This window comes from Bradyrhizobium sp. CCBAU 051011 (genome assembly GCF_009930815.1).
Lineage (GTDB): Bacteria > Pseudomonadota > Alphaproteobacteria > Rhizobiales > Xanthobacteraceae > Bradyrhizobium.
Window position 1 is genome coordinate 382,745 of sequence record NZ_CP022222.1, and the last position, 21,103, is coordinate 403,847.

General features: G+C 62.6%; 22 protein-coding genes, 4 pseudogenes and 1 riboswitch. Of the genes and pseudogenes, 14 read left to right on the forward strand and 12 right to left on the reverse strand.

Annotated features, from left to right (window positions below; translation table 11 throughout):
• Positions 1 to 2 precede the first annotated feature (2 nt).
• Entirely contained in the window at positions 3 to 872 is an 870-nt protein-coding gene (gene asd, locus ACH79_RS01835) for an archaetidylserine decarboxylase (RefSeq protein WP_161856168.1), read from the reverse strand.
• Between the two features lie 34 nt (positions 873 to 906).
• On the opposite strand from asd, the gene ACH79_RS01840 reads away from it, so the two are divergent.
• Positions 907 to 2,571: an aminotransferase class III-fold pyridoxal phosphate-dependent enzyme gene (locus tag ACH79_RS01840; RefSeq protein WP_161849491.1), complete on the forward strand. Its 1,665-nt coding sequence runs from the start codon at positions 907 to 909 to the stop codon at positions 2,569 to 2,571.
• Between the two features lie 285 nt (positions 2,572 to 2,856).
• Here the strand turns inward: ACH79_RS01840 and ACH79_RS01845 are convergent, their stop codons facing one another.
• The 3 genes from ACH79_RS01845 to ACH79_RS01855 all read right to left on the reverse strand — a co-directional run bounded on the left by ACH79_RS01845 (position 2,857) and on the right by ACH79_RS01855 (position 5,402).
• Positions 2,857 to 3,474: a hypothetical protein gene (locus tag ACH79_RS01845; protein WP_161849492.1), complete on the reverse strand. Its 618-nt coding sequence runs from the start codon at positions 3,472 to 3,474 to the stop codon at positions 2,857 to 2,859.
• A gap of 122 nt (positions 3,475 to 3,596) precedes the next feature.
• Positions 3,597 to 4,286, reverse strand: coding sequence for a class I SAM-dependent methyltransferase (locus ACH79_RS01850; protein WP_161849493.1), 690 nt, complete (start codon positions 4,284 to 4,286; stop codon positions 3,597 to 3,599).
• 60 nt (positions 4,287 to 4,346) lie between these two features.
• Positions 4,347 to 5,402, reverse strand: coding sequence for a glycosyltransferase family 1 protein (locus ACH79_RS01855; RefSeq protein WP_161849494.1), 1,056 nt, complete (start codon positions 5,400 to 5,402; stop codon positions 4,347 to 4,349).
• 131 nt (positions 5,403 to 5,533) lie between these two features.
• Here ACH79_RS01855 and ACH79_RS01860 point away from each other — a divergent pair, with 131 nt between their 5' ends.
• The 3 genes from ACH79_RS01860 to ACH79_RS01870 all read left to right on the forward strand — a co-directional run bounded on the left by ACH79_RS01860 (position 5,534) and on the right by ACH79_RS01870 (position 8,541).
• On the forward strand, positions 5,534 to 6,928 hold the full coding sequence (locus ACH79_RS01860) for a TAXI family TRAP transporter solute-binding subunit (protein WP_161849495.1): 1,395 nt from the start codon (positions 5,534 to 5,536) through the stop codon (positions 6,926 to 6,928).
• A 115-nt stretch (positions 6,929 to 7,043) separates the two neighbouring features.
• Entirely contained in the window at positions 7,044 to 7,244 is a 201-nt protein-coding gene (locus ACH79_RS01865) for a sulfite exporter TauE/SafE family protein (RefSeq protein WP_202639164.1), read from the forward strand.
• A gap of 613 nt (positions 7,245 to 7,857) precedes the next feature.
• Positions 7,858 to 8,541: a L,D-transpeptidase gene (locus tag ACH79_RS01870; RefSeq protein ID WP_161849496.1), complete on the forward strand. Its 684-nt coding sequence runs from the start codon at positions 7,858 to 7,860 to the stop codon at positions 8,539 to 8,541.
• Positions 8,542 to 8,782: 241 nt separating this feature from the next.
• Here ACH79_RS01870 and ACH79_RS43655 read toward each other — a convergent pair whose 3' ends face one another.
• Entirely contained in the window at positions 8,783 to 9,091 is a 309-nt protein-coding gene (locus tag ACH79_RS43655; RefSeq protein WP_371419441.1) for an ATP-dependent Clp protease adaptor ClpS, read from the reverse strand.
• 90 nt (positions 9,092 to 9,181) lie between these two features.
• Positions 9,182 to 10,483: pseudogene (locus ACH79_RS01875) on the reverse strand (serine hydrolase); the annotation flags it as partial.
• A gap of 339 nt (positions 10,484 to 10,822) precedes the next feature.
• Between ACH79_RS01875 and ACH79_RS01880 the strand changes: the two are divergent.
• Both ACH79_RS01880 and ACH79_RS01885 read left to right on the forward strand, forming a co-directional pair.
• Positions 10,823 to 11,041, forward strand: coding sequence for a hypothetical protein (locus ACH79_RS01880; RefSeq protein ID WP_161849498.1), 219 nt, complete (start codon positions 10,823 to 10,825; stop codon positions 11,039 to 11,041).
• Between the two features lie 218 nt (positions 11,042 to 11,259).
• Complete coding sequence (locus tag ACH79_RS01885) at positions 11,260 to 12,828, forward strand: DUF4403 family protein (RefSeq protein ID WP_161849499.1); 1,569 nt, start codon at positions 11,260 to 11,262, stop codon at positions 12,826 to 12,828.
• Positions 12,829 to 12,930: 102 nt separating this feature from the next.
• On the opposite strand, the gene ACH79_RS01890 is transcribed toward ACH79_RS01885, so the two are convergent.
• A complete protein-coding gene (locus ACH79_RS01890; RefSeq protein WP_161849500.1) occupies positions 12,931 to 13,245 on the reverse strand; it encodes a hypothetical protein in 315 nt (104 codons plus the stop codon).
• Here ACH79_RS01890 and ACH79_RS01895 point away from each other — a divergent pair.
• Positions 13,235 to 14,089 (forward strand): DUF4118 domain-containing protein, encoded by an 855-nt coding sequence (locus tag ACH79_RS01895; RefSeq protein WP_246738391.1) that lies wholly within the window; start codon positions 13,235 to 13,237, stop codon positions 14,087 to 14,089. The genes ACH79_RS01890 and ACH79_RS01895 overlap by 11 nt on opposite strands.
• A gap of 265 nt (positions 14,090 to 14,354) precedes the next feature.
• Here the strand turns inward: ACH79_RS01895 and ACH79_RS01900 are convergent, their stop codons facing one another.
• The 4 genes and pseudogenes from ACH79_RS01900 to ACH79_RS01915 all read right to left on the reverse strand — a co-directional run bounded on the left by ACH79_RS01900 (position 14,355) and on the right by ACH79_RS01915 (position 16,181).
• A complete protein-coding gene (locus tag ACH79_RS01900; RefSeq protein WP_161849502.1) occupies positions 14,355 to 14,570 on the reverse strand; it encodes a dodecin family protein in 216 nt (71 codons plus the stop codon).
• Positions 14,571 to 14,769: 199 nt separating this feature from the next.
• Positions 14,770 to 15,309 carry a PRC-barrel domain-containing protein gene (locus tag ACH79_RS01905; RefSeq protein WP_161849503.1) on the reverse strand — a complete coding sequence of 180 codons (540 nt, stop codon included), beginning with the start codon at positions 15,307 to 15,309 and terminating at the stop codon, positions 14,770 to 14,772.
• Positions 15,310 to 15,404: 95 nt separating this feature from the next.
• Positions 15,405 to 15,783: pseudogene (locus tag ACH79_RS01910) on the reverse strand (PRC-barrel domain-containing protein).
• A 137-nt stretch (positions 15,784 to 15,920) separates the two neighbouring features.
• Positions 15,921 to 16,181 carry a hypothetical protein gene (locus tag ACH79_RS01915; protein WP_161849504.1) on the reverse strand — a complete coding sequence of 87 codons (261 nt, stop codon included), beginning with the start codon at positions 16,179 to 16,181 and terminating at the stop codon, positions 15,921 to 15,923.
• Between the two features lie 218 nt (positions 16,182 to 16,399).
• On the opposite strand from ACH79_RS01915, the pseudogene ACH79_RS42830 reads away from it, so the two are divergent.
• A pseudogene (locus tag ACH79_RS42830) lies at positions 16,400 to 16,616 on the forward strand (response regulator); the annotation flags it as partial.
• Positions 16,614 to 16,856 (forward strand): annotated as a pseudogene (locus ACH79_RS42835) (ATP-binding protein); the annotation flags it as partial. The pseudogenes ACH79_RS42830 and ACH79_RS42835, both read left to right, overlap by 3 nt.
• 9 nt (positions 16,857 to 16,865) lie before the next feature.
• Here the strand turns inward: ACH79_RS42835 and ACH79_RS01925 are convergent.
• Positions 16,866 to 17,060: a hypothetical protein gene (locus tag ACH79_RS01925; protein ID WP_057859503.1), complete on the reverse strand. Its 195-nt coding sequence runs from the start codon at positions 17,058 to 17,060 to the stop codon at positions 16,866 to 16,868.
• Between the two features lie 359 nt (positions 17,061 to 17,419).
• Between ACH79_RS01925 and ACH79_RS01930 the strand changes: the two genes are divergently transcribed.
• The 5 genes from ACH79_RS01930 (at position 17,420) to ACH79_RS01950 (ending at position 21,024) form a co-directional block, all read left to right on the forward strand.
• A complete protein-coding gene (locus ACH79_RS01930; RefSeq protein WP_161849505.1) occupies positions 17,420 to 17,947 on the forward strand; it encodes a lytic transglycosylase domain-containing protein in 528 nt (175 codons plus the stop codon).
• Positions 17,948 to 18,134: 187 nt separating this feature from the next.
• A riboswitch (TPP riboswitch) is annotated at positions 18,135 to 18,264 on the forward strand.
• Complete coding sequence (locus tag ACH79_RS01935; RefSeq protein WP_161849506.1) at positions 18,252 to 19,265, forward strand: FAD-dependent oxidoreductase; 1,014 nt, start codon at positions 18,252 to 18,254, stop codon at positions 19,263 to 19,265. Its footprint overlaps the riboswitch before it by 13 nt.
• On the forward strand, positions 19,256 to 19,453 hold the full coding sequence (thiS, locus tag ACH79_RS01940) for a sulfur carrier protein ThiS (protein WP_161849507.1): 198 nt from the start codon (positions 19,256 to 19,258) through the stop codon (positions 19,451 to 19,453). The genes ACH79_RS01935 and thiS overlap by 10 nt, the downstream gene beginning before the upstream one ends.
• A gap of 193 nt (positions 19,454 to 19,646) precedes the next feature.
• On the forward strand, positions 19,647 to 20,429 hold the full coding sequence (locus ACH79_RS01945) for a thiazole synthase (RefSeq protein WP_161849508.1): 783 nt from the start codon (positions 19,647 to 19,649) through the stop codon (positions 20,427 to 20,429).
• A complete protein-coding gene (locus tag ACH79_RS01950; RefSeq protein WP_161849509.1) occupies positions 20,416 to 21,024 on the forward strand; it encodes a thiamine phosphate synthase in 609 nt (202 codons plus the stop codon). Before ACH79_RS01945 ends, ACH79_RS01950 begins: the two co-directional genes overlap by 14 nt.
• Positions 21,025 to 21,103: the final 79 nt, after the last annotated feature.

Sequence of the window (21,103 nt, forward strand, 5' to 3'; positions counted from 1 at the left end):
GATCAAACCTGAGGTTTCTTCAACAACGGCTCGCCGGCGCGAATGCGTGTTCCCTCCGCGACACCGTCGGCGAACTCGAAACTCTCCGGCGCCAGCACGATGATGGTCGAGCCGTGCTCGAACCAGCCGAGCTCGTCGCCTTTCTTGACCCGCGCAAAGCAGGCGAAGTCCACCGGTCCCTTGCTCTGCGCGTTGAGCGTGACATCGAGGAAATGCAGGCGGATACTGGCTACCAGAATGGCGGCGACCGGCACCAGCGTCAGCGCCTCGCCGGTCGAAAGCCGCGAGCGCAGCACCGCGCGCTCGTTCTTGCAGAACAGACGCTCCACTCGCTTCAGCGCGATCGGATTGACGTTCCAGACATCGCCATGGATGAACGTCACCCTCTTGATGGTGGCGTCATAGGGCGCGTGAAAGCGATGATACATGCTCGACGTCAACCTGAGCGTCAGGAAGCGGCCGTTGCGGTGTTGCTCCACCAGCGCGGGATCGCCGAGCAGATCCAGCAGCGAATAAGGCGCGCCCTTGATCTGGAACAGCTCGGTATCGGCGATTTTGCCGAACGCGCCGATGATGCCGTCAGAAGGACTGGCCACGATGGCCGGGTCGGGATCCGCCGGCCGCAGCCCCGGGCGCAGCTCCCGCGTAAAGCAATCATGCAGGCTTTTGAATTCGGTCTTTTTGGCTTCCGACAGATCGAGATCGGAAAATAGCCGCCAGCACCCGATCGAGAAATCGCGCACCAACGGGTTCTCGATCTTGCTGAACCAACCCATGAAGCGTGTCAGCGCCGCCCGCGGGACGCGGTTGGTCAGCAGAAAATTGAGGTCCTCCTGCTGGGTGAAGCGGGCGATCAGGCCCCGGATTGTCATCAATCTGTCAGGTGGATTGGCTAGCGCTTCAGGCATGGATTCATCCCTTCCGATTCTTTCGCTGTCCGCCGCTGCGATCGCTAGCGCCGCGGCAGTCTTTCCCAAATTGCAGGCCCGGCTGGCGCTGTCGCGCGCCAAGCACCGTTCGCTGACCGGACATTCCAAAATGTCCAAAATGGTCGCGCGGCTGGTGCCGCATTACGAGTTCGACATCCACGATTTCTTCGCGTCCGACGGCGCGCCCGTTGACGTCGCCATGCAGCGCCAGGACGCTTTCTTCCGGCTCGCCTGCCTCTTTGAGGAGCGCTACGCCAAGGGTCGGAAGATGACGGCCGAGGCGGCCGAACACATCTCCGACCTTCAGTTCACGGAAACCTACCGGGTGCCGTTCCAGTACAGCCGGCTGGTGCGCGAAAATCTCGGCACCGGCGCGTTCATGGAATCCTCGGCCGGCGTCACCGTCACCGACGTCGACGGCAATGTGTTCTACGACCTGACCGGCTCCTACGGCGTCAATATTTTCGGCAACGACTTCTACAAGGAGTGCATCACGGAAGGCGAAAAGCGCGCCCATGCGCTCGGCCCCGTGCTCGGTCCCTATCATCCCGTCATCACCGACAACGTCCGCCGGCTGTGCGGGATTTCGGGACTCGACGAGGTCTCGTTCCACATGTCCGGCACCGAAGCGGTCATGCAGGCGGTGCGGCTGGCGCGTTACCACACCCGCCGCTCGCACCTGGTTCGCTTTGCCGGCGCCTATCACGGCTGGTGGGGCGACGTGCAGCCCGGCGTCGGCAATCCGGTTTCGCCGCACGAGACCTATACGCTGGCCGACATGTCGGAGCGGACGCTGCATGTGCTGCGCACACGCAAGGACATCGCCTGCGTGCTGGTCAATCCGCTGCAGGCGCTGCATCCGAACGCCAATGCTCCCGGCGATTCCGCCCTGGTCGACTCCTCGCGCAAGGGCGCGTTCGATCGCGCGGCCTACACCGAGTGGCTGAAAAAATTGCGCGAGGTTTGCACCGAGCGCGGCATCGTTCTCATCTTCGACGAGGTCTTCGTCGGCTTCCGTCTCGCCGCCGGCGGCGCCCAGGAATATTTCGGCGTTCGCGCCGACATGGTGACCTACGGCAAGAGCCTTGCCGGCGGCCTCCCCGTCGGCGTGGTGTGCGGCCGCAAGGAGTTGATGCGGCGCTTCCGCGACGATCGCCCCGCCGACGTCTGCTTCGCCCGCGGCACCTTCAATTCGCACCCCTACGTAATGACGGCGATGGACGAATTCCTCAGCCGCCTCGCCAGCCCGAACTTCAACGCGGTCTATCAGGGACTCGACGAGACCTGGGACGGCCGGGCCAAAACCTTGAACGAGCGGCTGGCCGCAAACGATCTGCCCGTCCGCGTCAGCAATCTCTCCTCGATCTGGACGGTGCAGTATACCGAGCCGTCCCGCTACAACTGGATGCTTCAATACTACCTGCGCGCCGAGGGGCTGGCCTTGAGCTGGGTCGGCACCGGCCGGTTGATCTTCAGCCTGAACTATACCGACGCTGACTTCAACGAAGTCGCCGACCGTTTCGTTACGGCGGCCGACAAGATGAAGCGCGACGGCTGGTGGTGGCATGAGGCTTCGCTGACCAACAAGGATATCAAGCGGCGGATTCTGAAAGAGATGCTTGCCAAACGATTTGGGCGCTAAGGGCGCGCTTCCGTTTGCAGTCATCGTCAGGCTGTCCCTTCGTCATTGCGAGGAGCGAAGCGACGAAGCAATCCACCTATCCCCGCGCGGAGAGGTGGATTGCTTCGCTTCGCTCGCAATGACGAACTGAGAGAGTTCGGAACACGCAGATAATTGCCTTTCGTCATGGCCGGGCTTGTCCCGGCCATCCACGTCTTTCTTGCTACTAACATTGCAGATTGCTGGCGCCCAAGAACGTGAATGCCCGGGACAAGCCCGGGCATGACGGTGACCATGTTCGGCCACTCACGCCGGCTTGACGTGCTTCTCCAGACCCGGGTCGATCAGCTCGCCCTTCATCAGAGCCAGCGGCGCCTTGTAGTACAGCTTGAGATCGCTGAAGGGATCGGTGAGGATCTTGGTCATCCAGACCAGGCCGGTCTCGACGTCGCGGATGAAGAACAGGTGCACGGTGCGGAACAACAGCCCGCCGATTCCGACCGCCAGCCACACCTTGGCCACCTGCCGCATGAAGTCGGCGTTCGAGGTCCAGGGCTCGACCAGGCCGAACAGCGTCGGGCTGAAATACAGCACCAGCGGCGACAGCGCCCAGATCGTCATCAGCACGACCTTGCGCTGCAGATTGTAGCCGACCTTGATCTCTTCCTTGTGCTCATGGGTCGCCTGGTTGACGTGGTCATAGCCCTTGGGCTCGAAGAAGAAGTGACCGGCCTGGCGCGTCGTCATCGAGACCAGCCAGCCGACCAGCGCCGACACCACGGGATCGAAGAACAGCATGACATAAGCGAACAGGAAGCTCGCGGCGCTGACGAAGTGCAGCGACTGGTTGATGCGGCTGTGGTGATAGTAGCGATGGTCATCCCAGCGCTGGGTTCGCAGTTCCTGCAGGAAGTTCTTGATCATTCTCTACCCCCTCGTTCTTTCGCGTGTGACGTTTATCGGGATTCGATGTCCGGCATGTGACATCATGAAGTTGACATGTGACTGTTCGCAGCGACGCGATGACGCAAGCAGCAACGCTTGCGTCAGGCCGCCGCGGCGACGTCGATTTTGCGGAAACGCACCAGCGAGAAATGCCCGAGCGGCGGCACCAGGCGGCGCTCCGCCAGCTCCATGCCACGCGCGCCGGCCAGCCACTGCGCATAGCGCGACCACGCGAACTCGGCGGTGCGGAAGCCGAGCGGGCGCACCACCGGCTGCAGCCGCTGCTCGATGAAGCGGCGCATGCCGGCATCCGCGCTGACGCGGGTGAGGATGATGAGCTCGCCGCCCGGCCGCAGCACGCGGGCGAATTCGTCGAGCGCCTTTTCCGGGTTCGGCACCGCCGTGACGACATATTGCGCCATTACCACGTCGAAGGAATCGTCCGGAAATTCGAGGTTTTCGGCGTCCATCACCGCGAGGCCCTCGACGTTCTTCAGGCCGAGTTCGTCGACGCGCTTTTTCGCCTTCTCCAGCATCGCTTCCGAAATATCGGTGCCGAAGATGCGCAAGTGCGGCGCGTATAGCGGCAGCGAAATGCCGGTGCCGACGCCGACCTCGAGCACGCGGCCGCCGATCTTGTTGGTCGCCGCAATCGCCGCCTTGCGGCCCTTGGAGAACACGCCTCCGAACACCAGGTCATAAACTGGCGCCCAGCGGTCATAGGCCTGCTCGACCGTTTCGCGGTCGAAATCGAGCGGCCTCGTGCCGTCAAGCTTGATGATGTCTGCCATGATTGTCCTGCCTTCTCGTCTTACGCATATGACTGGTTTGATGGTCGAACGTTCGCAGCCCTACCCCTGCACGGCGCTGGTCGCGGGCGCCCGGCGCACCGGCCGCAGCGCGCGGCTCGGCTGCAACGCGGTCAGATTGCCGATGAACTGCCGCGCGCTGTTTTCCCAGGAGCGCGAAAGCGCAAAATTCCGGCAGGCCTCGCGCGACATCGTCAGCGCGCGCAGGCACGCGCTGCGCAGGTCGGTGTCGATTGCACCGATCGGATGATCGGCAATGACATCCTTCGGACCGGTAACGGGGAATGCAGCAACCGGCGTGCCGCACGCCAAGGCTTCGAGCTGCACGACGCCGAACGTATCGGTGAGGCTCGGAAACACGAAGACGTCGGCGGCGGCGAGATGCGCGGTCAGGTCCGCGCCCTTCTTCTCGCCAAGGAAGATCGCGTCGGGGAATTGCTTTGCGAGTTGCGCCCTCTGCGGCCCGTCGCCGACAACTACTTTCGATCCCGGCAGGTCGAGCGACAGGAACGCCTCGAGATTCTTTTCCACCGCGACACGGCCCATGGTCATGAAGATCGGCCGCGGCAGGTCGAGCGTCGCAGGTGCATGCGGATTGAACAGTTCGGTGTCGACGCCGCGCGTCCAGAAGCCGAGCTTGCGGAAACCCCGCGCAGCAAGCTCCTGTCGCAGCGAATCGGTTGCGACCATGGTCGTGGAGGCCGCAGCATGAAACCGCTGCAACACTGCATATCCGACAGCGACCGGGAGACCGATGCGGACGGCGATGTATTCAGGAAAACGCGTCGTGTAGGACGTGGTGAACGCAAGCTTGCGGCGGCGGCAATAGGCCCGCACCATCCAGCCGATCGGCCCTTCGGTTGCGATATGGATGGCGTCGGGCGCGGCCTCCTCGATCCGCCGCGCGATCTCGCGCCGGCTCGGCAGCGCGATGCGCAACCCCGGATAGGTTGGCAGCGCCATCGAGGGAAACCCGTCCGGGGTCAGGAAGCTGATGTCGGCATCGAGCGTTGCGGCGCTGCGCGCCAGCGACGTCAGCGTGCGGACGACGCCGTTCACCTGTGGATGCCACGCATCCGTCGCAATCAAGATCTTCATGGCTCGAATCCGAGATTAACGATTCTCAAATCCGACGTTGGGACATGGATATTTCAGGCGTATGACGTCATCGTTCTGTAAGGTTGTTTTTTAAACCCATCTCCACGGATTTCAGGTAACGTGACAGAATGATGTCAGACCCGAACGACAATTCCGCACGATCCCGCCGCCGGCGAAAGCAGAAGAGCTACGCGCTGCTGATCCTTGCCGCGGGCATGCTCGCATTCGGCGTCGCTGCCGGCACGCTGTATTACGTGCTGCGGCCGACCACGTTGCGGATCGCGGTCGGTCCCGCCGGCAGCGATGACCAGAAACTGGTCCAGTTGATGGCGCAGACGTTCGCACGCGAGGGAAGCTCGGTGCGGCTGTCGTTGGTCACGACGGAAGGAGCGGCGGAAAGCATCGCGTTGTTCAGGGACGGCAAGGCCGATCTGGCGGTGGCGCGCGGCGACCTGAACCTGCCGGAGAATGCCGAGTCGGTCGCCATCCTTCGCAAGAATGTCGTCGTGCTGTGGGCGCCTTCCGGCCTTCCCGCCAAGGGCTCGAAGAAGCAGGCCACACCCAAGATCAAGAGTCTCGAAGAACTCGCCGGCCACCGCGTCGGCGTGATCGGGAGGACGCAGGCCAATGTCACACTGCTGCGCAGTATTCTGAAAGAGTCCGGCATCAATCCCGACAAGGTCACAATCAGCCAGTTCGCCACCGACAAGATCGGCGAGATGGCGAAAGATCAGTCGGTCGACGCATTCATGGCGGTCGGCCCGCTCAAGAGCAAGATCACGGTGGACGCGATCGCGGCAACGGCGACCGCCCGCGGCGAGCCGAAGTTCCTGCCGATCGACGTCGCCGACGCGATCGCGAAGAAGAACCCGATCTACGAATCCGAGGAAATTCCCGCCAGCATCTTCGGTTCATCGCCGCAGCGGCCGGAAGACAAGGTCGATACCGTTGCCGTCAACCACCTGATCATCGCGCCAAAGTCGTTGTCGGACACTGCGGTGGCCGCCTTCGCCCGCCAGCTCTTCACCAACCGCCAGCAACTGGCGCGTGAACTGCCGACCGCCTCGCAGATCGAAAAGCCCGATACCGACAAGGACGCTGCGTTACCGGCGCATGCCGGCGCGGCCGCCTATATCGACGGCAACGAGCGAACGTTCCTCGAAAAATACACCGACTACATCTGGTTCGCGGTCCTGATCGTCTCGGGCCTGGGCTCGGTGGGCGCATGGTTCAAGCATTACTGGAACAAGGACGAGCGCGAGCAATACATCGCGCATCGCGATCATCTGCTGGAGCTGATTGCGAAGGTGAGAAAGGCCGAGACGCCGGAAGAGCTGGCAGACATGCAAAATGCGGCCGACGGCATGTTGCGCGAAACCCTCGATTGCTATGACGACGGCACCGTCGAGGAAAGCGATCTGTCGGTGATCGCTCTCGCGCTCGAACAATTCCATCATGCCGTCACCGACCGCCGCGCAGTGCTCGGCGCGGGCTCGGCCGACATGCCGCGCATGCGCGCGAGCTAGCCGCGAACGATGCTCTCGCGCGCATTGTACCTGCTGCCGCTCGGCATGTCGAAGGCGCTCTATGCCGGCACCACGAGCCTGTTCTTCACGGTCGGCAATCTCCCGAAGGCCGCCCATGGCTCGTGCTCGCCACGCCCTCGAAGAGCCTGTGGATGCTGCCTTCTGCGCACCGGCCGTGCCTGTGGGCGTCTGGGCCGGATGGCGGCTGCACGAGCGCCTCGACCAGCGCGCGCTCTACCGCGCAGTTTACGGAATTCTGGTCGTCACCGCGGCAAAACTGTTGTGGGATGAGCTGGCCGGATACATCAGGGCCTAGATACCGAATGCACGCGCTTCTGACCAACTGCCAATTGCACAGCGTTCAACCTCTGGCCCTCGGCCAAGAATTGTGACGCCGCCACCGATTGCGAACGCAGTTCGTCCCGCTGGTTGGCGTCAGCGCCAATGGCGGCGGTGATAACGATGGCTCCAGGAGTGCCGATATCCCGATCGTTGCCAGCCATAGCTCGTGTAGGGATTACCCCGCCCATAGTTCTGGCAATTTGAGTTCGGATAGAACTGGGCGCACTTGCCCGGATTGGTAATGACGTGCTGCGCCGATGCCGGATTGGCAGGAACGAATAGGAGCAGCAAGGCAACGGCACCAAATAAAATCGTTGATCTCGTCATGGCGGTCTCGCTTATCTCTGGACTGCAACGCCAACGGCGCCGGGTCCCATGAGTTCCTTTTTGACCCCATTGAAAGCTCGGACCAGGCGCGTGCCTGGTGCGCCCTCCCGCCGCCAACGAAACCTTAACGAAACAATTCCCTAACGCCACGAAACCATTTTGGCGATTTCGTGCAAATGTCCTGAAACGGTTCATCGGTACAGGTTTCCCCAACGACGCGCCGAGAACGGCGCGACAGGAATTTAAAACAGGGGCGACCAATGTTTAATTCATTCAGGCTGAACACCCGCTTTGCTGCCGCCACTCTGGGCGCACTCGTGATCGGCGCCACCGCATTTTCCGCACCCGCCACTGCTGCTCCGCTGCCGCTGTTTCCGTTCTTCCTGCCGCAGATCGAGGCGGCCCCGCCGCCGGTCGCGGCTGCGCCCCGGGATGAAGACGACCGTTCGGTCGAGCTGCCGGCCCGTCTGCGCCGCCAGGTCGTGAACTACTATACCCGCGAGGCGCCAGGCACGATCATCATCGATACGCCGAACACCTATCTCTATCTCGTGCTCGGCAACGGCCAGGCGATGCGCTACGGCATCGGCATCGGCCGCGACGGCTTCACCTGGTCGGGCACCCAGACGATTACCCGCAAGGCGGAATGGCCGACCTGGACCCCGCCCCCGGAAATGATCGCCCGCCAGCCCTATCTGCCGCGCCACATGGCCGGCGGCCCCGGCAACCCGCTCGGCGCCCGCGCGATGTATCTCGGCGGCACCATCTATCGCATCCACGGCACCAACGCGCCGGAGACGATCGGAACCCGCGTTTCTTCGGGCTGCCTGCGCCTCACCAATGAGGACGTCAAGGACCTCTATTCGCGGGTGAACGTCGGCACCAAGGTGATCGTGCTGCCGATGACCGATCGCCGTGCCGATCTCGGCCGCATCATCCGCTGAACCATTAGCGTTTCTTAATATGAAAAGCGGCCCCGGCATTTGCCGGGGCCGCTTTGTATTGATCTAGGGCGTGTACGCACAAATTGCGTTGGTCCGGCAATCGCTGGTCTGCTTTGCCCCCGAAAGCGACCAATAGCAGAGATCTCGATCTGTCCGCTGAGTGCCCAACAGCGGAGTGATGCTTACCGTCGTAGAACCAAGCCGCTGGCAGTGTAGCAGCCTATATCGGAGCTTGCGAAAACTAACAGGCGGACGTGATTCGCTCGCGCACGCATTGCAGTGGATGCTTATGCTGGCGTGCCAGGTCAAGTACCTCGGTCACCTTCGCGTCAGCGACGTGGTGGGGATAGATACCGCACGCACCGACACCCGCATTATGGATCTCAAGCGTGATCCGAGTGGCGGTCTCGCGGTCCTTACCGAATACCCACTCCAATACGTAAGCCACGAACTCCATCGGAGTGTAGTCGTCATTCAGGAGCCGTACTTCGCTTAATAGTCCCGAGGCTAGGTCCGAGATGCTGTGACGTTCGGTTTCTTTCGTCTCCATCCGTTTCGGCGCGGCGTGGTCGCCATTCTGGTGTAGTACAAGTCCATCCACCGCGCCCTCAGGATTACGCTTAAAGGTCATGCTGATTCCGGCGACCCTGGCGAAAAACTCGTTGGGCGCGGACGGGAAAATGGGGATCGCATCTTGTCCGATCGCCTGGGTATAAAGCCTGTCGTTCATCCGGAACACCTTCAGCGGGAAATTGTCGGCAAGCTTGTAGATTCCTACATATTCATCAAGCGACGCACTGGGCAGAACAGTCGCCTTATATGCAGGCGCAAGCGGCGCATCCGCGTCGAGCGTGGCGAAACCCAGATCATCAGGGTCCGCGGACGTGTTAGTGAGGATGATAACGCCCCGTTCCCGATTAGCTGTGAAACCGAGAAAGCTTCTGTACCCGCCAGTCCCGCCGTTGTGCCAGACGATCCCTTTATCGGTCGTCACCCAGGCCAGGCCGACGCGTATAGTTTTTGCCATGTCGCTGCGCGGCCGTTGCGCGAAGTTCATCGCGGCGGCCAATGGCGACTGACCGATGCCCATATTGGCCTTCAGATAGCGCAGCATGTCATTAGCCGTGGATCGGAGGGCGCCCGCGCCTGCTAATGCGTCGAGGTCCCAGTTCTTCGCCGCTTTGCCCGTATCGTCGTGACCGGGAGCGAGATGGGCGCGCATTGCGTCGGTGAACGCCGTACCGCTCATCGTCATGCCGAGCGGCTTCAGAATTTCGTCGTTGGTTAGGGTGCCATACGTCGTGGGCACAAATTGCGCAAGCGCATGGCCCAGGAGCCCGAACCCCAGATTGGAGTATTCGTAGGAGGCCCCTGGATCGCGCGGCAGTTGGTATCCCGCAAGAAACACCTTCAGCTTCGCCGCATCGTAGTCGGCATAGGGATTGGCTGGGTCGTTCGGCGTGAAGTTAGACGGCATCCGCGGCAAGCCGGAGTGATGCGTGGCAAGATCGCCGAGCGTAATTTCTTTGTCACCGCCGGACGGGATTTTGAAGTCCGCCAGAAGTCGTGCCACCGGCGTGTCGAGCATCAAGCGCCCTGAGAGCACTGCCTGTGCCAAGAGTGTGGCTGTGAAGGTCTTTGTTATCGAACCAATTTCATAAACCGTCTCGCCATCGGGCGCCTTGCCATCATGGAGCTTGCCGAAGGCCACAACCTCGCTCTTGTCACCATCCACGACGCCGAACACCAGCGTCGGGTAGGTGCCCGCCGCAATCCGTTCCTGCGCGGCCTTTTCGACGCGATCGGGTAGAGGTCCTGCGTTCGCCGACGTGCTCGTCATGAAGCATAATCCAAAAAACAACCGCGATCCGTCATGAAGGCACGCGCCATAGAGAAAAACAAGTTTCGTGGCTGATGAATATAGCGAAGAAAAACGAGTCATAATGTCTGGCACGTCCGAAGCTGTCCGCTCATTGTTCCGGCGAGGAAGAACTACCAGATGCAAAAAGCTGGTGCTGTCGCAGAGCGACTAGTCTATGTCCGCTTTGGAGCGCATCCCGGCCTCAGCGCCGCGCTTTTTGTGCTCAAACATGTCGCTTTGGGTCAAAAGCGTCGTTCTAGTCGCCGCTAGTCACATCCGGTCTGCTCCGATGGACGGACGATTGGGGGCCCGCCCATGGGCAATCGCGTGAGGTTGATCCCTGGGGCGGTCCAATCGCATACCGCCCAATTTTCATATGTGCTACCTAGTTCGGTAGCAAGATGATCAGGAGAGCCGATCATGACTGACGATCAGATCAATCTCGTCGTTCAGCACCTTTGCGAGCAATTGCACTTGGCGCTCCGATTGAAGGACAGCGAGGCGCATCCACCAAACGCCAAGGATATTGGATTTGACCCTGCCTCTGTAAGAACTGTATTGCTGACCGCGTTGCGTTCGGCGGGTGTCACGATCCACCACGAGGCAGCCGGGGCGAGCGAAGAGCCGCCGTGGTCCTGAACGCAAAACGCGGGACAGAAGCCCCGCGCCAATGTCTCAGTCGGCTCACAAGCGGAAATACTCACACTGAGCAGATGTGGTCGCTTTACCCCTAGGAGCGGACATCCGATCTGCGCATTCATGTGTACACGCCCTAATGCAGCCTTATTGCGCAGTGGCGTCCCCCTCGCCGCCCCTGTAAGTTGTTCTGGGGCGTTTCAATGGGAACCGGGGGCACGATGCGTCTGCCGATGCATCTGAGGACGATTTCGATCGCGCTTGTGGTCGTCGTCGTCTCGTTTGCCGCAAGCCTGAAGCTCATGGACGTCGTCGCGCCGCGCGCCACGAACCGCCCGCCGCCGCTCGCCGAATTACCGCCGCTGCCGCCGGCGCCGCGCGCGTCCACCGTGATGGCGCCGATTGCAGTGACGCTGTCGGCAATCCGTGACGCCGCCGACCGCGGCGCGCCGCGCTCTTTCGCGGGCAAGGCCGACAATCCGATCTCGCAGATCCTGCAGAACGCCGATATCGGCTGGACCGCGTCGCGAGGGCCGATCAGCGCGACCGGAGCGCCGGACGTGCTGTCGCTGGCGACGCCGCTGACCGGCACACTGAACGTCACCGGCTCGCTGTCGGCAAAGGCAACCGGGGCGGTCGGCGAGGCGCTCGGCGGCCTGCTCGGCGGCAACGTCGCCAAGCAGATCGGCAGCGTGAACATCAAGAACCTCAACGCCAGCGCCGAGTTCAAGGGCAACGTCGTCATCACCTCGCGGCCGAAGATCGCCGCCAACTGGCGCATCGAGCCGAATTTGGCGGCGCAGGTCAATCTCGGCGACACCAGCCTCACGGTGGCCGGCGCGCGCGTCAACGTGCCGGCGCAGGTGAAGCCGTTGATCGACCAGAACGTCGCCGAGCAGATCGCGCTGGTGCAGACGCGCCTGCAGAACGATCCGACCTTCGAACGGAACGCGCGGGTGCAATGGGCCAAGGCCTGCCGCTCGATCCCGCTACAAGGCACGACAGCCGGATCGACCATGCCGACGCTGTGGCTGGAATTGCGCCCCACACGGGCAATCGCCGCGCAGCCGCGCATCGATACGGCGAATCTGACGCTGACGCTCGGCATCGAGGCGGAGACCCGCATCACGCCTGCCGAGACCAAGCCGTCCTGCCCGTTCCCCGCCACCATCGCCATCGTGCCGCCGACGCCGGGACGCGTCGCCATCGGCGTGCCCATGGACATGCCCTTCACCGAGATCAACAAGATCGTGGAGGCGCAGTTCGCTGGAAAGACGTTTCCGGAAGACAGTTCGGGCGCGGTCGACGTCACGGTCAAGCGCGCCAGCGTGGCCGCATCCGGCAACCGTCTGCTGATTTCACTGCTGGTGAACGCCAGGGAGAAAAAGAGCTTCTTTGGCCTCGCCGGTGAAGCCAATGTGCACATCTGGGGGAAGCCGGTGCTCGATCAGGCCGAACAGACACTTCGGCTGGCCGATATCGAGCTCGCCGTCGAGTCCGAAGCCGCCTTCGGGCCGCTTGGCGCCGCGGCGCGCGCGGCGATCCCGCACATGCAGAAGACGCTGGCGGAAAAAGCTGTCGTCGACCTCAAGCCGTTCGCGAGCAATGCGCAAAAGAAGATTGCCGCCGTCATCGCAGACCTCCAGAAGAACGAGGACGGCCTGCGCGTCTCGGCCGAGATCAGCAAGCTGCGGCTTGCCGACATCGCCTTCGATTCCAAAACGCTGCGCGTGATCGCGGAAGCCGAAGGCGCGATCAACGTCTATGTGAGCGCGCTGCCGGCGTTGTGACGCAGCGACCATCACACCATCGCGTGAGGAGGTGACAGCGGGCCGCCGCGGCCCCCATGACGGGTTCCGCGCGAGCGACGGCACTGGACCTTTATGCCGTTCCTATAACGCCGGCCAAACACTGCTCTCGATTTTATATACCGGAAGGCCGATCTCTTCCGCGCGGTCTAGAACCGCGATCGACGGAATGGAGAACGAGTCGTGCGTGCGCAGGCTGTTGTTCAGGCCGCGGCGTCCTTCTGCGGACTGGATGTCGAGCAAGTCCACGCGCGTGGCCGCACTGCTCGGTGTCCTCTTGAAGATCAGCGTTGCGGTCAACGCACTGACAATCATCGCCGATGGCAGCAGGCCATAATCGTGACAGGAGATGTCCCGGCTGCGCCATTTCAAAGCGGGAGTTGAGCCGGTGACCAGCATTGAATCGAAACTGCAGCAGGACGTCACCCAGGGGCCCGATGCCGGTCTCCTTTTAGGCCCGGCAGCGTCTGAGGTGGCGCGCTACCTTGCTTCAATCGCAATGACCGCCCTCGCAACCGTCGTGGCTGTCGGTGTCGACAGCAAGTTGACGATTCCCAACCTGTCCCTCGTGTTTGTCGTGCCAGTTATCGTGGCGGGTGTCACCCTTGGCTTGGGTCCATCGCTCTGCTCGGCGGTGCTTGGCGCGCTGGCCTTCAATTTCTTTCTTACTGAGCCGCGCTATTCACTCGCCGTTGATGACGCGGCAAACATCTGGGCGATTGGGCTGCTGTTTGTCGTCGGGCTCATCGTCAGCGGCGTTGCCTTCACTTCTCACCAGAGGGCCGCCGAGGCTGAACGGTTGAAAAGGCAGGTAAGTGTGCTGCAAGGCTACTGCCGCGACATTGCCGCAGCCGGCGGCACGAAGGCGGTCGTCTCGATCACTTCCAAGGCACTTGCTGCACTCTTCCAGGTTCCTGTCGCCGTGATGCTTGTTACGGAAGGCAGGGTGGTTCTGCTCGATCAGGTCGGTGACGTGGAGCCGCAAGAAGCCGACCTGGAAGTGGCACGATCTGCTGTTGCGACCGGAACGGTGATGCGCAGCGGCGTCTACCCGAATCTCGCTTCGCGCTTTGACTTTTGGCCGGTGAAAACGGCAGCAGCTCAAAATGCCGTCATCGGACTTGCATTCGATCCGGACGAGCCTCCCTCGAAGCCAGAGGCCCTCGTCGACGTCATTGCGCGTGTCCTGGCCCTGACGCTTGAGCACCAACATGCTGAGGGTCTCGGCAGAAACCAGCAATAGCGGCTCGCCGCCATCGCCTTCGATTCCAATACGCTGCGCGTGATCGCGGAAGCCGAAGGCGCTATCAATGTCCACGTGAGCACGCTTGCCGGTGCTGTAGGCGGCCTGCAGCGCAGCTCCCGCGCCGTCATTGTAAAGCGCAACGAAGCAATCCGCGTTTCCCCGCGAGGAGAGATGGATTGCTTCGTCGCTTCGCTCCCTTGCGCAAACGCCTCGCGTTTGTCGCAGGCAATGACGGTTCACCGCGCAAGAGCGCCGACGCCGACTACGACCCTTCGAACTTGAACGAGACCTTCACCTTGGCGCGGTAGGCTTCGACCTTGCCGCTGGTGTCCAGTTGAAGATCGAGCTGCACGATCTCGGCGACGCGCAGATCGCGCAGCGATTCTCCGGCGCGGCTGACCGCAGCCGCCGCGGCCTTCTCCCAGGAATCCTTGCTGGTGCCGATCAGCTCGATGACCTTGTAGACACTCTCAGCCATGTCGTCCTCCCGTTGATGCAAAGGTCGATGGAAGGCAGGAGGCAGGTGCTCCTGCCGCGCTTGCAACCTAACATCGGGACGCCGACGCCGATAGGATGCGCCGCACCATGCACGAGGGGTACTTGCAAAACAAAATGGCCGGGCGGCATCACGCCGTCCGGCCATTTTGAGGAAGCTTGCGGTTTTTGAGGCCGCGGCGTTACTCGGTCGTATACTTGAACTCCGGCATCGCCTTCAGCTGATCCTTTGTTGCACTGAGCGTGGCGTGATCCGGATACCACGGATTCTTCTTCACGGCCGGCGCAGCAGGCGCGGTCGCCGCACCCGTCGTCGTGCCCGTGCCGGTCGCAGGCCTTGCGCCGCCGGTCGCAGGCTGGGTCGAGGCGCCGGTATAGGCGATCGGCTCCTCGACGAACTTCACCTTGTCCATCGGCACCGCGACGAGATGCTCACCGACGCCGAGGAAGCCACCGACGCCGATCACCACGGCTTTGATATCGCCGTTCTTGTCGGTCAGGAGATCGTTGATCGATCCGAGGCTTTCGTTGCTGTCGTTATACACGTTCAGGCCAACCAGCTTCGAGGTCCGCCAGTTGCCCTTGAACGACGAGGTATCGGACGCAGCCGCAGGCGCGGCGGTGGTTGCTTTATCCGTCGTTGCCGACGGAGCTTGCGCAAACGCAACACTCGCCAGCAGCGCGGAGGCCGCGATGCCGGCAACGGCATATTTGGTCAACATATCCGTTCTCCTCAGTTCAGAAACGCTTTGAGGAAAACCCGGCACATTAACAAGTGTTCCATATATATTACGCGGGAACACTCGCTTTGCGTGCGTCAGAAGCCGCCCCAGTAAGGCGGCATGCCGTAATAGCGATGCAGCTCTGCTTCCTTAGCGCGATCGCCCCAGTCGAAATCCATGTCCGCACGGAATGACGGCGCGCGCCTCAGCTCCTCATCGTCGATATCGAGTTCGTAGGCTTCGAACCTGGTGTTGTAGCGCAGCCGTCCCCAAGGCAACGGGATCAGATTGGCTCCGATGCCGAGAAAGCCGCCGAAACTCAGGATAGCATAGGATACTTTGCCGGTGACCTTGTCGATCATCAGCCGTTCTGATGTGGCCAATCGTATCCCCGTTCGGCCGGCGCACCGCGGTCCCCTCGACACGGTCGCTTGCGATCAACGGATGCGGCTTGGCCATGACGTCGCTTGCCATTGAACCCTCCACACATCTGTATAGAAACCAACGTTGCACTGCGTGAGCAGTTCCGCCGCCGAAATGAGACAACCATCCTTCCCTTTCGGAAAGGCTGGACAGGCCGACGCGGGAAGAACGTCAGCTCTGGAAGTCGATCAGAAGCGCCGAGTAACCTGGCCGGCAATCAAATCGTCGATCTTGGATTTGAGCTCGTCGGGCGAGGGCCGCGTGCCGCTGGCCTGGGCGCTGGCGCGGCTCGCCTGCATGGCGGAATCGATATCGGTCAGCGCCGCCGACAACGCGTCCTGATCGGACGAACTGATGGCGCCGGATTTAACTTCGGACAACAACTCGTTCCGCAACATCTGCAGGGGCGACTGACGGGTATTGATGGAGGCCGCCGAAATCGAGGTCATGATAGCTCCAGGGATGGGTCAGGTGATTCGGTTACTCGCGGGAACGCATCGGACGCGGCGAACGTAGGGCTCGCGCTCTTAACGAGGTCTCTTCAGCGCGCCCCTCGCCTGTTGCCCGGTATTGCCCGGGGCCATCCAGAAACATCCGGAAACAAAAATCCTTCGCCCACACGCCCGAATCACCGACAAAAGGTCGGAATGGCCCAGGCAATCCCAACATCCTCGTCGTCGAGGACGACCGCGAAACGCGGACGCTGATTGCAAAATACCTGCGCAATAACGCCTGCAACGTGAGGACGGCTGTCGATGGCCGCGAGATGGCGCGCGCCATGACCGACCGCCGGGTCGATCTGTTGATCCTCGACGTCATGCTGCCCGGCGAGGACGGTCTCACCCCTCTGCCGCAAGGTGCGCGCGGAATCACAGACGCCGATCGAGGACGATGATCCCGGCATTTCGGATGCGCAGAAGCAAAACATGCTGGAGCCGTTCGTGCGCGGCGACGACGCTCGCAACATGGATGAGGCGGCGGGCTTCGGCCTCGGCCTGTCGATTACGAACGCCATTGTGCTGGCGCATGGCGGGACGCTGTCGCTGCACGACCGGCCGCCGCACGGGCTGGTGGTGCGCATGCAATTGCCGACACGTCAGAACGGCGGCCGCGCCGCGGCCTAGTTCATCGCGTCAGGCAGCCAGCGCGTCGGGATCGGCTTCCTCGTAGATGGCGATCGCCTCGAAGCGATAGTCGCAGGCGCGGCAGAACCAGAGAAAGGAGGTGCGGCCTTGACTGCTCTCGACCCAATCGGGTCTCGGAATCGGCTTGCCGCACTGGGCGCAGGGATTTCCGCGAGGCAGATAGCTGGTGTCAAGTCGAGCCATGGCGCATCTCCCTAGATTTCGGACGCCGTAACGACGTCTCGCTTTTTGAAATTTCGTTGAATGGGACAGGTTTGCTGTCGGAATGAATTGATTGGGTATTTCGTCGCGGCGTCTTCTTTACACCTTGACTGCGACTTTTGCACGACATTCCTCGCGCGTCCGCATGACGCAGATTCGCGTCGACAGACGCGATGCATCGCACGCACAACGTTAACGTCACGTGAGCCGCGTTCGTTAACACATGCCTCCGCGCAGAGATCTCGCCGCGATGTCGTCCGCTTTTTGCCACATCTTGGCCCGCACATGGAACTAACCGGAAGCATCAATCGTTCACGCGTCCATCCGCCGAGATCGTTTTTATGAAAAGTTTTCCGAAATTCGTCTGGCTCGCGGCCACCGCGGCGCTGTTCGTTTCATCGGCCGCAATCGCGCAGAGCCGCGTGCAATATGAAAGCATGGTCGCATCGCACGCAGCCGCCAACAACGTGCCGGAAGCGCTGGTGCATCGCGTGATCGTGCGCGAGAGCAAATATCATCCGAACCTGGTCGGGCGCGGCGGCACCATCGGGTTGATGCAGATCAAGCTGCCGACCGCGCGCGGCCTCGGCTACACCGGCGATGCCGCGGGCCTGCGCGATCCCAGCACTAACCTCGCCTGGGGCATCAAATACCTTGCCGGCGCCTACCGCGCCGCGGGCGGCGACCACAGCCGAGCCGTGCGCTATTATGCGAGCGGCTATTACTACGCTGCAAAGCGCCAGCGCCAGGAACGGCCGCTGCAAATCGCGCCGGTCCTCGCAAGTGATGCACCGCCGAAAATCGTCGCCGCGCCGGTCGCGACGGCCAGAACGCCCGCCGACGCCAACGCGCTGCAGACGGCAAAATAGCTAAGTCTCGTGTCCCGGGCGCGGGGCAGCGCGTTTGCGCTGCTCCGCAAAACCGGGACCCAATGCCAGCCGTCCGAGACCCCAGCTCAGCAGCGCACCGCTGCTGCACTGCGCTGGGTCCGGGCGCGATAGCGGGGCAGGTTCCCGTACGGCCGCGTTGACACCTCCACCCAACCGCCTACATTAGACCTGTTCCGAGGGGTGCTCCGTGAGGAGCTGAGATACCGCAAACTTTGGGCCGAACAGCCCAAGACCGCGGTGACCCTTTGAACCTGATCCGGGTCATGCCGGCGAAGGGACAGGGATGTACCAGAAGTCAGATCTGCGCGGGGATTCTCCCGTTTCCATCATCGGCGCGGGCATTGCCGGCGCATGGCAGGCCTTGCTGTTCGCCCAGGCCGGCCACGCCGTCACTCTGTACGAGCGCAGTGACGCCGCTATGACGCTTTCCACCAGCCACTGGGCCGGCGGCATGCTGGCGCCCTGGTGCGAGGCCGAGACCTCCGAGCCCGTGATCGGCCGGCTCGGCATCCGCTCGCTCGATCTGTGGCGCGAGCATTTTCCCGATACCCCGTTCAACGGCTCGCTGGTCGTGGCACACCCGCGCGACCGCGCCGATCTCGAACGCTTTGCCAGACTCACCGCCGGCCATGTCAGGCTCGACGCGCAGGCGCTGAGCGAGCTCGAACCGTCGCTGGAAGGCCGCTTTCGCACCGGCCTGTTCTACGCCGACGAGGGCCATGTCGAGCCGCGAAAGGTGCTCCCCGAGCTGCACGCCCGCATCACAGCGGCTGGCGGCACCATCAAGTTCGACTGCGATGCAAAAGCGGAAAATCTCGACGGCGTCGTCATCGATTGCCGCGGGCTGTCCGCGCGCGACGAGCAGCCGGAGCTGCGCGGCGTCAAGGGCGAGATGATCATCGTCGAGACTTCAGAGGTCGAGCTGTCGCGCCCGGTGCGGCTGATCCATCCGCGCTGGCCGCTCTATGTGATCCCGCGCGGCGACGGCAAGTTCATGCTGGGCGCGACCTCGATCGAGGCCGAGGACACCGGCGTCAGCGTCCGCTCGGCGCTGGAGCTTTTGGGCGCCGCCTATGCCGTACACCCGGCCTTTGCCGAGGCGCGCATCGTCGAATTCGGCTCCGGCCTTCGTCCCGCCTACCCGGACAACCTGCCGCGGATCACGGCCGGCAAGAACAAGATCGCTGTGAACGGGCTTTACCGCCACGGTTTCCTGCTGGCGCCCGCGCTCGCGGAAGCGACACTCGCCTTTGTGCAGCGTGGCGCCATCGACAATGAGGTGATGCGATGCGTGTAACCGTCAACGGCGAAGCGCGCGAGATCGCCTCGACGCGCGTCGACGCACTGCTCAGCGAACTCGAATACGAAGGTACGCATTTCGCGATCGCGCTGAATTACGACGTGCTGCCGAAAAGCCGCTGGGCCGAGACGACGCTGAAGGCCGGCGACGAGATCGAGATCATCACGCCGCGGCAGGGAGGGTGAAGGCGATGGTGAGCAGAGCCGCAGTCTCCCTTAACCTCTCCCCGCTTGCGGGGAGAGGTCGGATCGCTCTTGGCGATCCGGGTGAGGGGGTACAGGTCTCGAGGCATCGGTACTCGCGGAAGCAGCCCCTCACCCCAGCCCTCTCCCCGCAAGAGCGGGGCGAGGGAGCAAACCGGAATCGCGGAGGCGCATAGTGCTGAACTTCTACGGCAAAACCTTTTCCTCCCGCCTGCTGATCGGCACGGCGCTCTATCCGTCGCCCGCGATCATGCAGGACGCGATCCGCGCCTCGCGCGCCAACATCGTCACCGTGTCGCTGCGGCGCGAGGCTGCCGGCGGCAAGAGCGGGGACGCGTTCTGGTCGCTGATCCGCGAGCTCGATGTCACGGTATTGCCGAACACCGCCGGCTGCCGCAGCGTGCGCGAGGCAGTGACCACGGCCAAGCTCGCACGCGAACTGTTCGGAACGCCCTGGATCAAGCTGGAGGTGATCGCCGACAACGACACGCTGCAGCCCGACGTGGTCGGCCTCGTCGAAGCCGCCGGCATCCTGATCAAGGACGGCTTTGAAGTATTCCCCTATTGCACCGAGGACCTGTCGGTCGCGATGCGGCTGGTCGACGCCGGCTGCAAGGTCGTCATGCCGTGGGCCGCGCCGATCGGAAGTGCAAAAGGCATCACCAACCGCGACGCGCTGAAATTGATGCGCGAACGCTTGCCGGATATCACGCTGGTGGTCGACGCCGGCCTCGGCGCGCCCTCGCATGCGGCGCACGCCCTCGAACTCGGCTACGACGCCGTGCTGCTCAATACCGCGGTTGCAAAAGCCGTCGATCCGGTCGCGATGGCGAATGCATTCCGGCTCGGCGTCGAAGCCGGCCGAACGGCTTACGAAGCCGGCCTGATGGAAGCCCGCGACTTCGCCTCCCCCTCAACCCCTGTGATCGGGACCCCGTTCTGGCATGCCGTATCCTGACAGATTTTATCCCGTGGTCGACAGCGTCACCTGGGTGGCCCGGCTGGCGCTGCTCGGCACCGGCACCATTCAACTGCGCGCCAAGGACCTCAATGAATCGGAGGCGCTGCAGATCGTCACCGACGCGCTCGAAGTCATCAAGGGCACCGACGTCAAGCTCGTGGTCAACGATTACTGGCGCGCGGCGATCGTCGCCGGCGCCCAGCATTTGCATCTCGGCCAGGAAGATCTCGTTGACGCGGACCTCAACGAGATCCGCAAAGCCGGGCTGACGCTCGGCATCTCCACCCATGACGACGAGGAACTGGCGACGGCGCTCGCCGCCAAGCCCGATTACATCGCGTTGGGTCCGATCTTCCCGACCACGCTGAAATCGATGCGCTTCGCGCCGCAGGGCATTCCAAAAATCACCGAATGGAAGAAACGCATCGGCGACATCCCGCTGGTCGCGATCGGCGGCATCAAGTTCGAACAGGCGGCCGAGATTTTTGCCGCCGGCGCCGACTCCATCGCCGTCGTCAGCGACGTCACCCAGAACGCCGATCCCGATGCAAGGGTGCGGCAGTGGCTTGGCCAGAGCGCGGAGGCTGCGTGAGATGAAGGCGAACCCATCAGCCGTCATTGCGAGCGAAGCGAAGCAATCCATTGGCACCGAGAATTCGGCGACAATGGAT

Bases quoted from the DNA above. Each gene is read 5' to 3' on its own strand.
- asd (WP_161856168.1), bottom strand. From the start codon at position 872: ATGACAATCCGGGGCCTGATCGCCCGCTTCACCCAGCAGGAGGACCTC.
- ACH79_RS01840 (WP_161849491.1), top strand. From the start codon at position 907: ATGGATTCATCCCTTCCGATTCTTTCGCTGTCCGCCGCTGCGATCGCT.
- ACH79_RS01845 (WP_161849492.1), bottom strand. From the start codon at position 3,474: ATGATCAAGAACTTCCTGCAGGAACTGCGAACCCAGCGCTGGGATGAC.
- ACH79_RS01850 (WP_161849493.1), bottom strand. From the start codon at position 4,286: ATGGCAGACATCATCAAGCTTGACGGCACGAGGCCGCTCGATTTCGAC.
- ACH79_RS01855 (WP_161849494.1), bottom strand. From the start codon at position 5,402: ATGAAGATCTTGATTGCGACGGATGCGTGGCATCCACAGGTGAACGGC.
- ACH79_RS01860 (WP_161849495.1), top strand. From the start codon at position 5,534: ATGTCAGACCCGAACGACAATTCCGCACGATCCCGCCGCCGGCGAAAG.
- ACH79_RS01865 (WP_202639164.1), top strand. From the start codon at position 7,044: ATGGCTCGTGCTCGCCACGCCCTCGAAGAGCCTGTGGATGCTGCCTTC.
- ACH79_RS01870 (WP_161849496.1), top strand. From the start codon at position 7,858: ATGTTTAATTCATTCAGGCTGAACACCCGCTTTGCTGCCGCCACTCTG.
- ACH79_RS43655 (WP_371419441.1), bottom strand. From the start codon at position 9,091: ATGGAGACGAAAGAAACCGAACGTCACAGCATCTCGGACCTAGCCTCG.
- ACH79_RS01880 (WP_161849498.1), top strand. From the start codon at position 10,823: ATGACTGACGATCAGATCAATCTCGTCGTTCAGCACCTTTGCGAGCAA.
- ACH79_RS01885 (WP_161849499.1), top strand. From the start codon at position 11,260: ATGCGTCTGCCGATGCATCTGAGGACGATTTCGATCGCGCTTGTGGTC.
- ACH79_RS01890 (WP_161849500.1), bottom strand. From the start codon at position 13,245: ATGCTGGTCACCGGCTCAACTCCCGCTTTGAAATGGCGCAGCCGGGAC.
- ACH79_RS01900 (WP_161849502.1), bottom strand. From the start codon at position 14,570: ATGGCTGAGAGTGTCTACAAGGTCATCGAGCTGATCGGCACCAGCAAG.
- ACH79_RS01905 (WP_161849503.1), bottom strand. From the start codon at position 15,309: ATGTTGACCAAATATGCCGTTGCCGGCATCGCGGCCTCCGCGCTGCTG.
- ACH79_RS01915 (WP_161849504.1), bottom strand. From the start codon at position 16,181: ATGACCTCGATTTCGGCGGCCTCCATCAATACCCGTCAGTCGCCCCTG.
- ACH79_RS01925 (WP_057859503.1), bottom strand. From the start codon at position 17,060: ATGGCTCGACTTGACACCAGCTATCTGCCTCGCGGAAATCCCTGCGCC.
- ACH79_RS01930 (WP_161849505.1), top strand. From the start codon at position 17,420: ATGAAAAGTTTTCCGAAATTCGTCTGGCTCGCGGCCACCGCGGCGCTG.
- ACH79_RS01935 (WP_161849506.1), top strand. From the start codon at position 18,252: ATGTACCAGAAGTCAGATCTGCGCGGGGATTCTCCCGTTTCCATCATC.
- thiS (WP_161849507.1), top strand. From the start codon at position 19,256: ATGCGTGTAACCGTCAACGGCGAAGCGCGCGAGATCGCCTCGACGCGC.
- ACH79_RS01950 (WP_161849509.1), top strand. From the start codon at position 20,416: ATGCCGTATCCTGACAGATTTTATCCCGTGGTCGACAGCGTCACCTGG.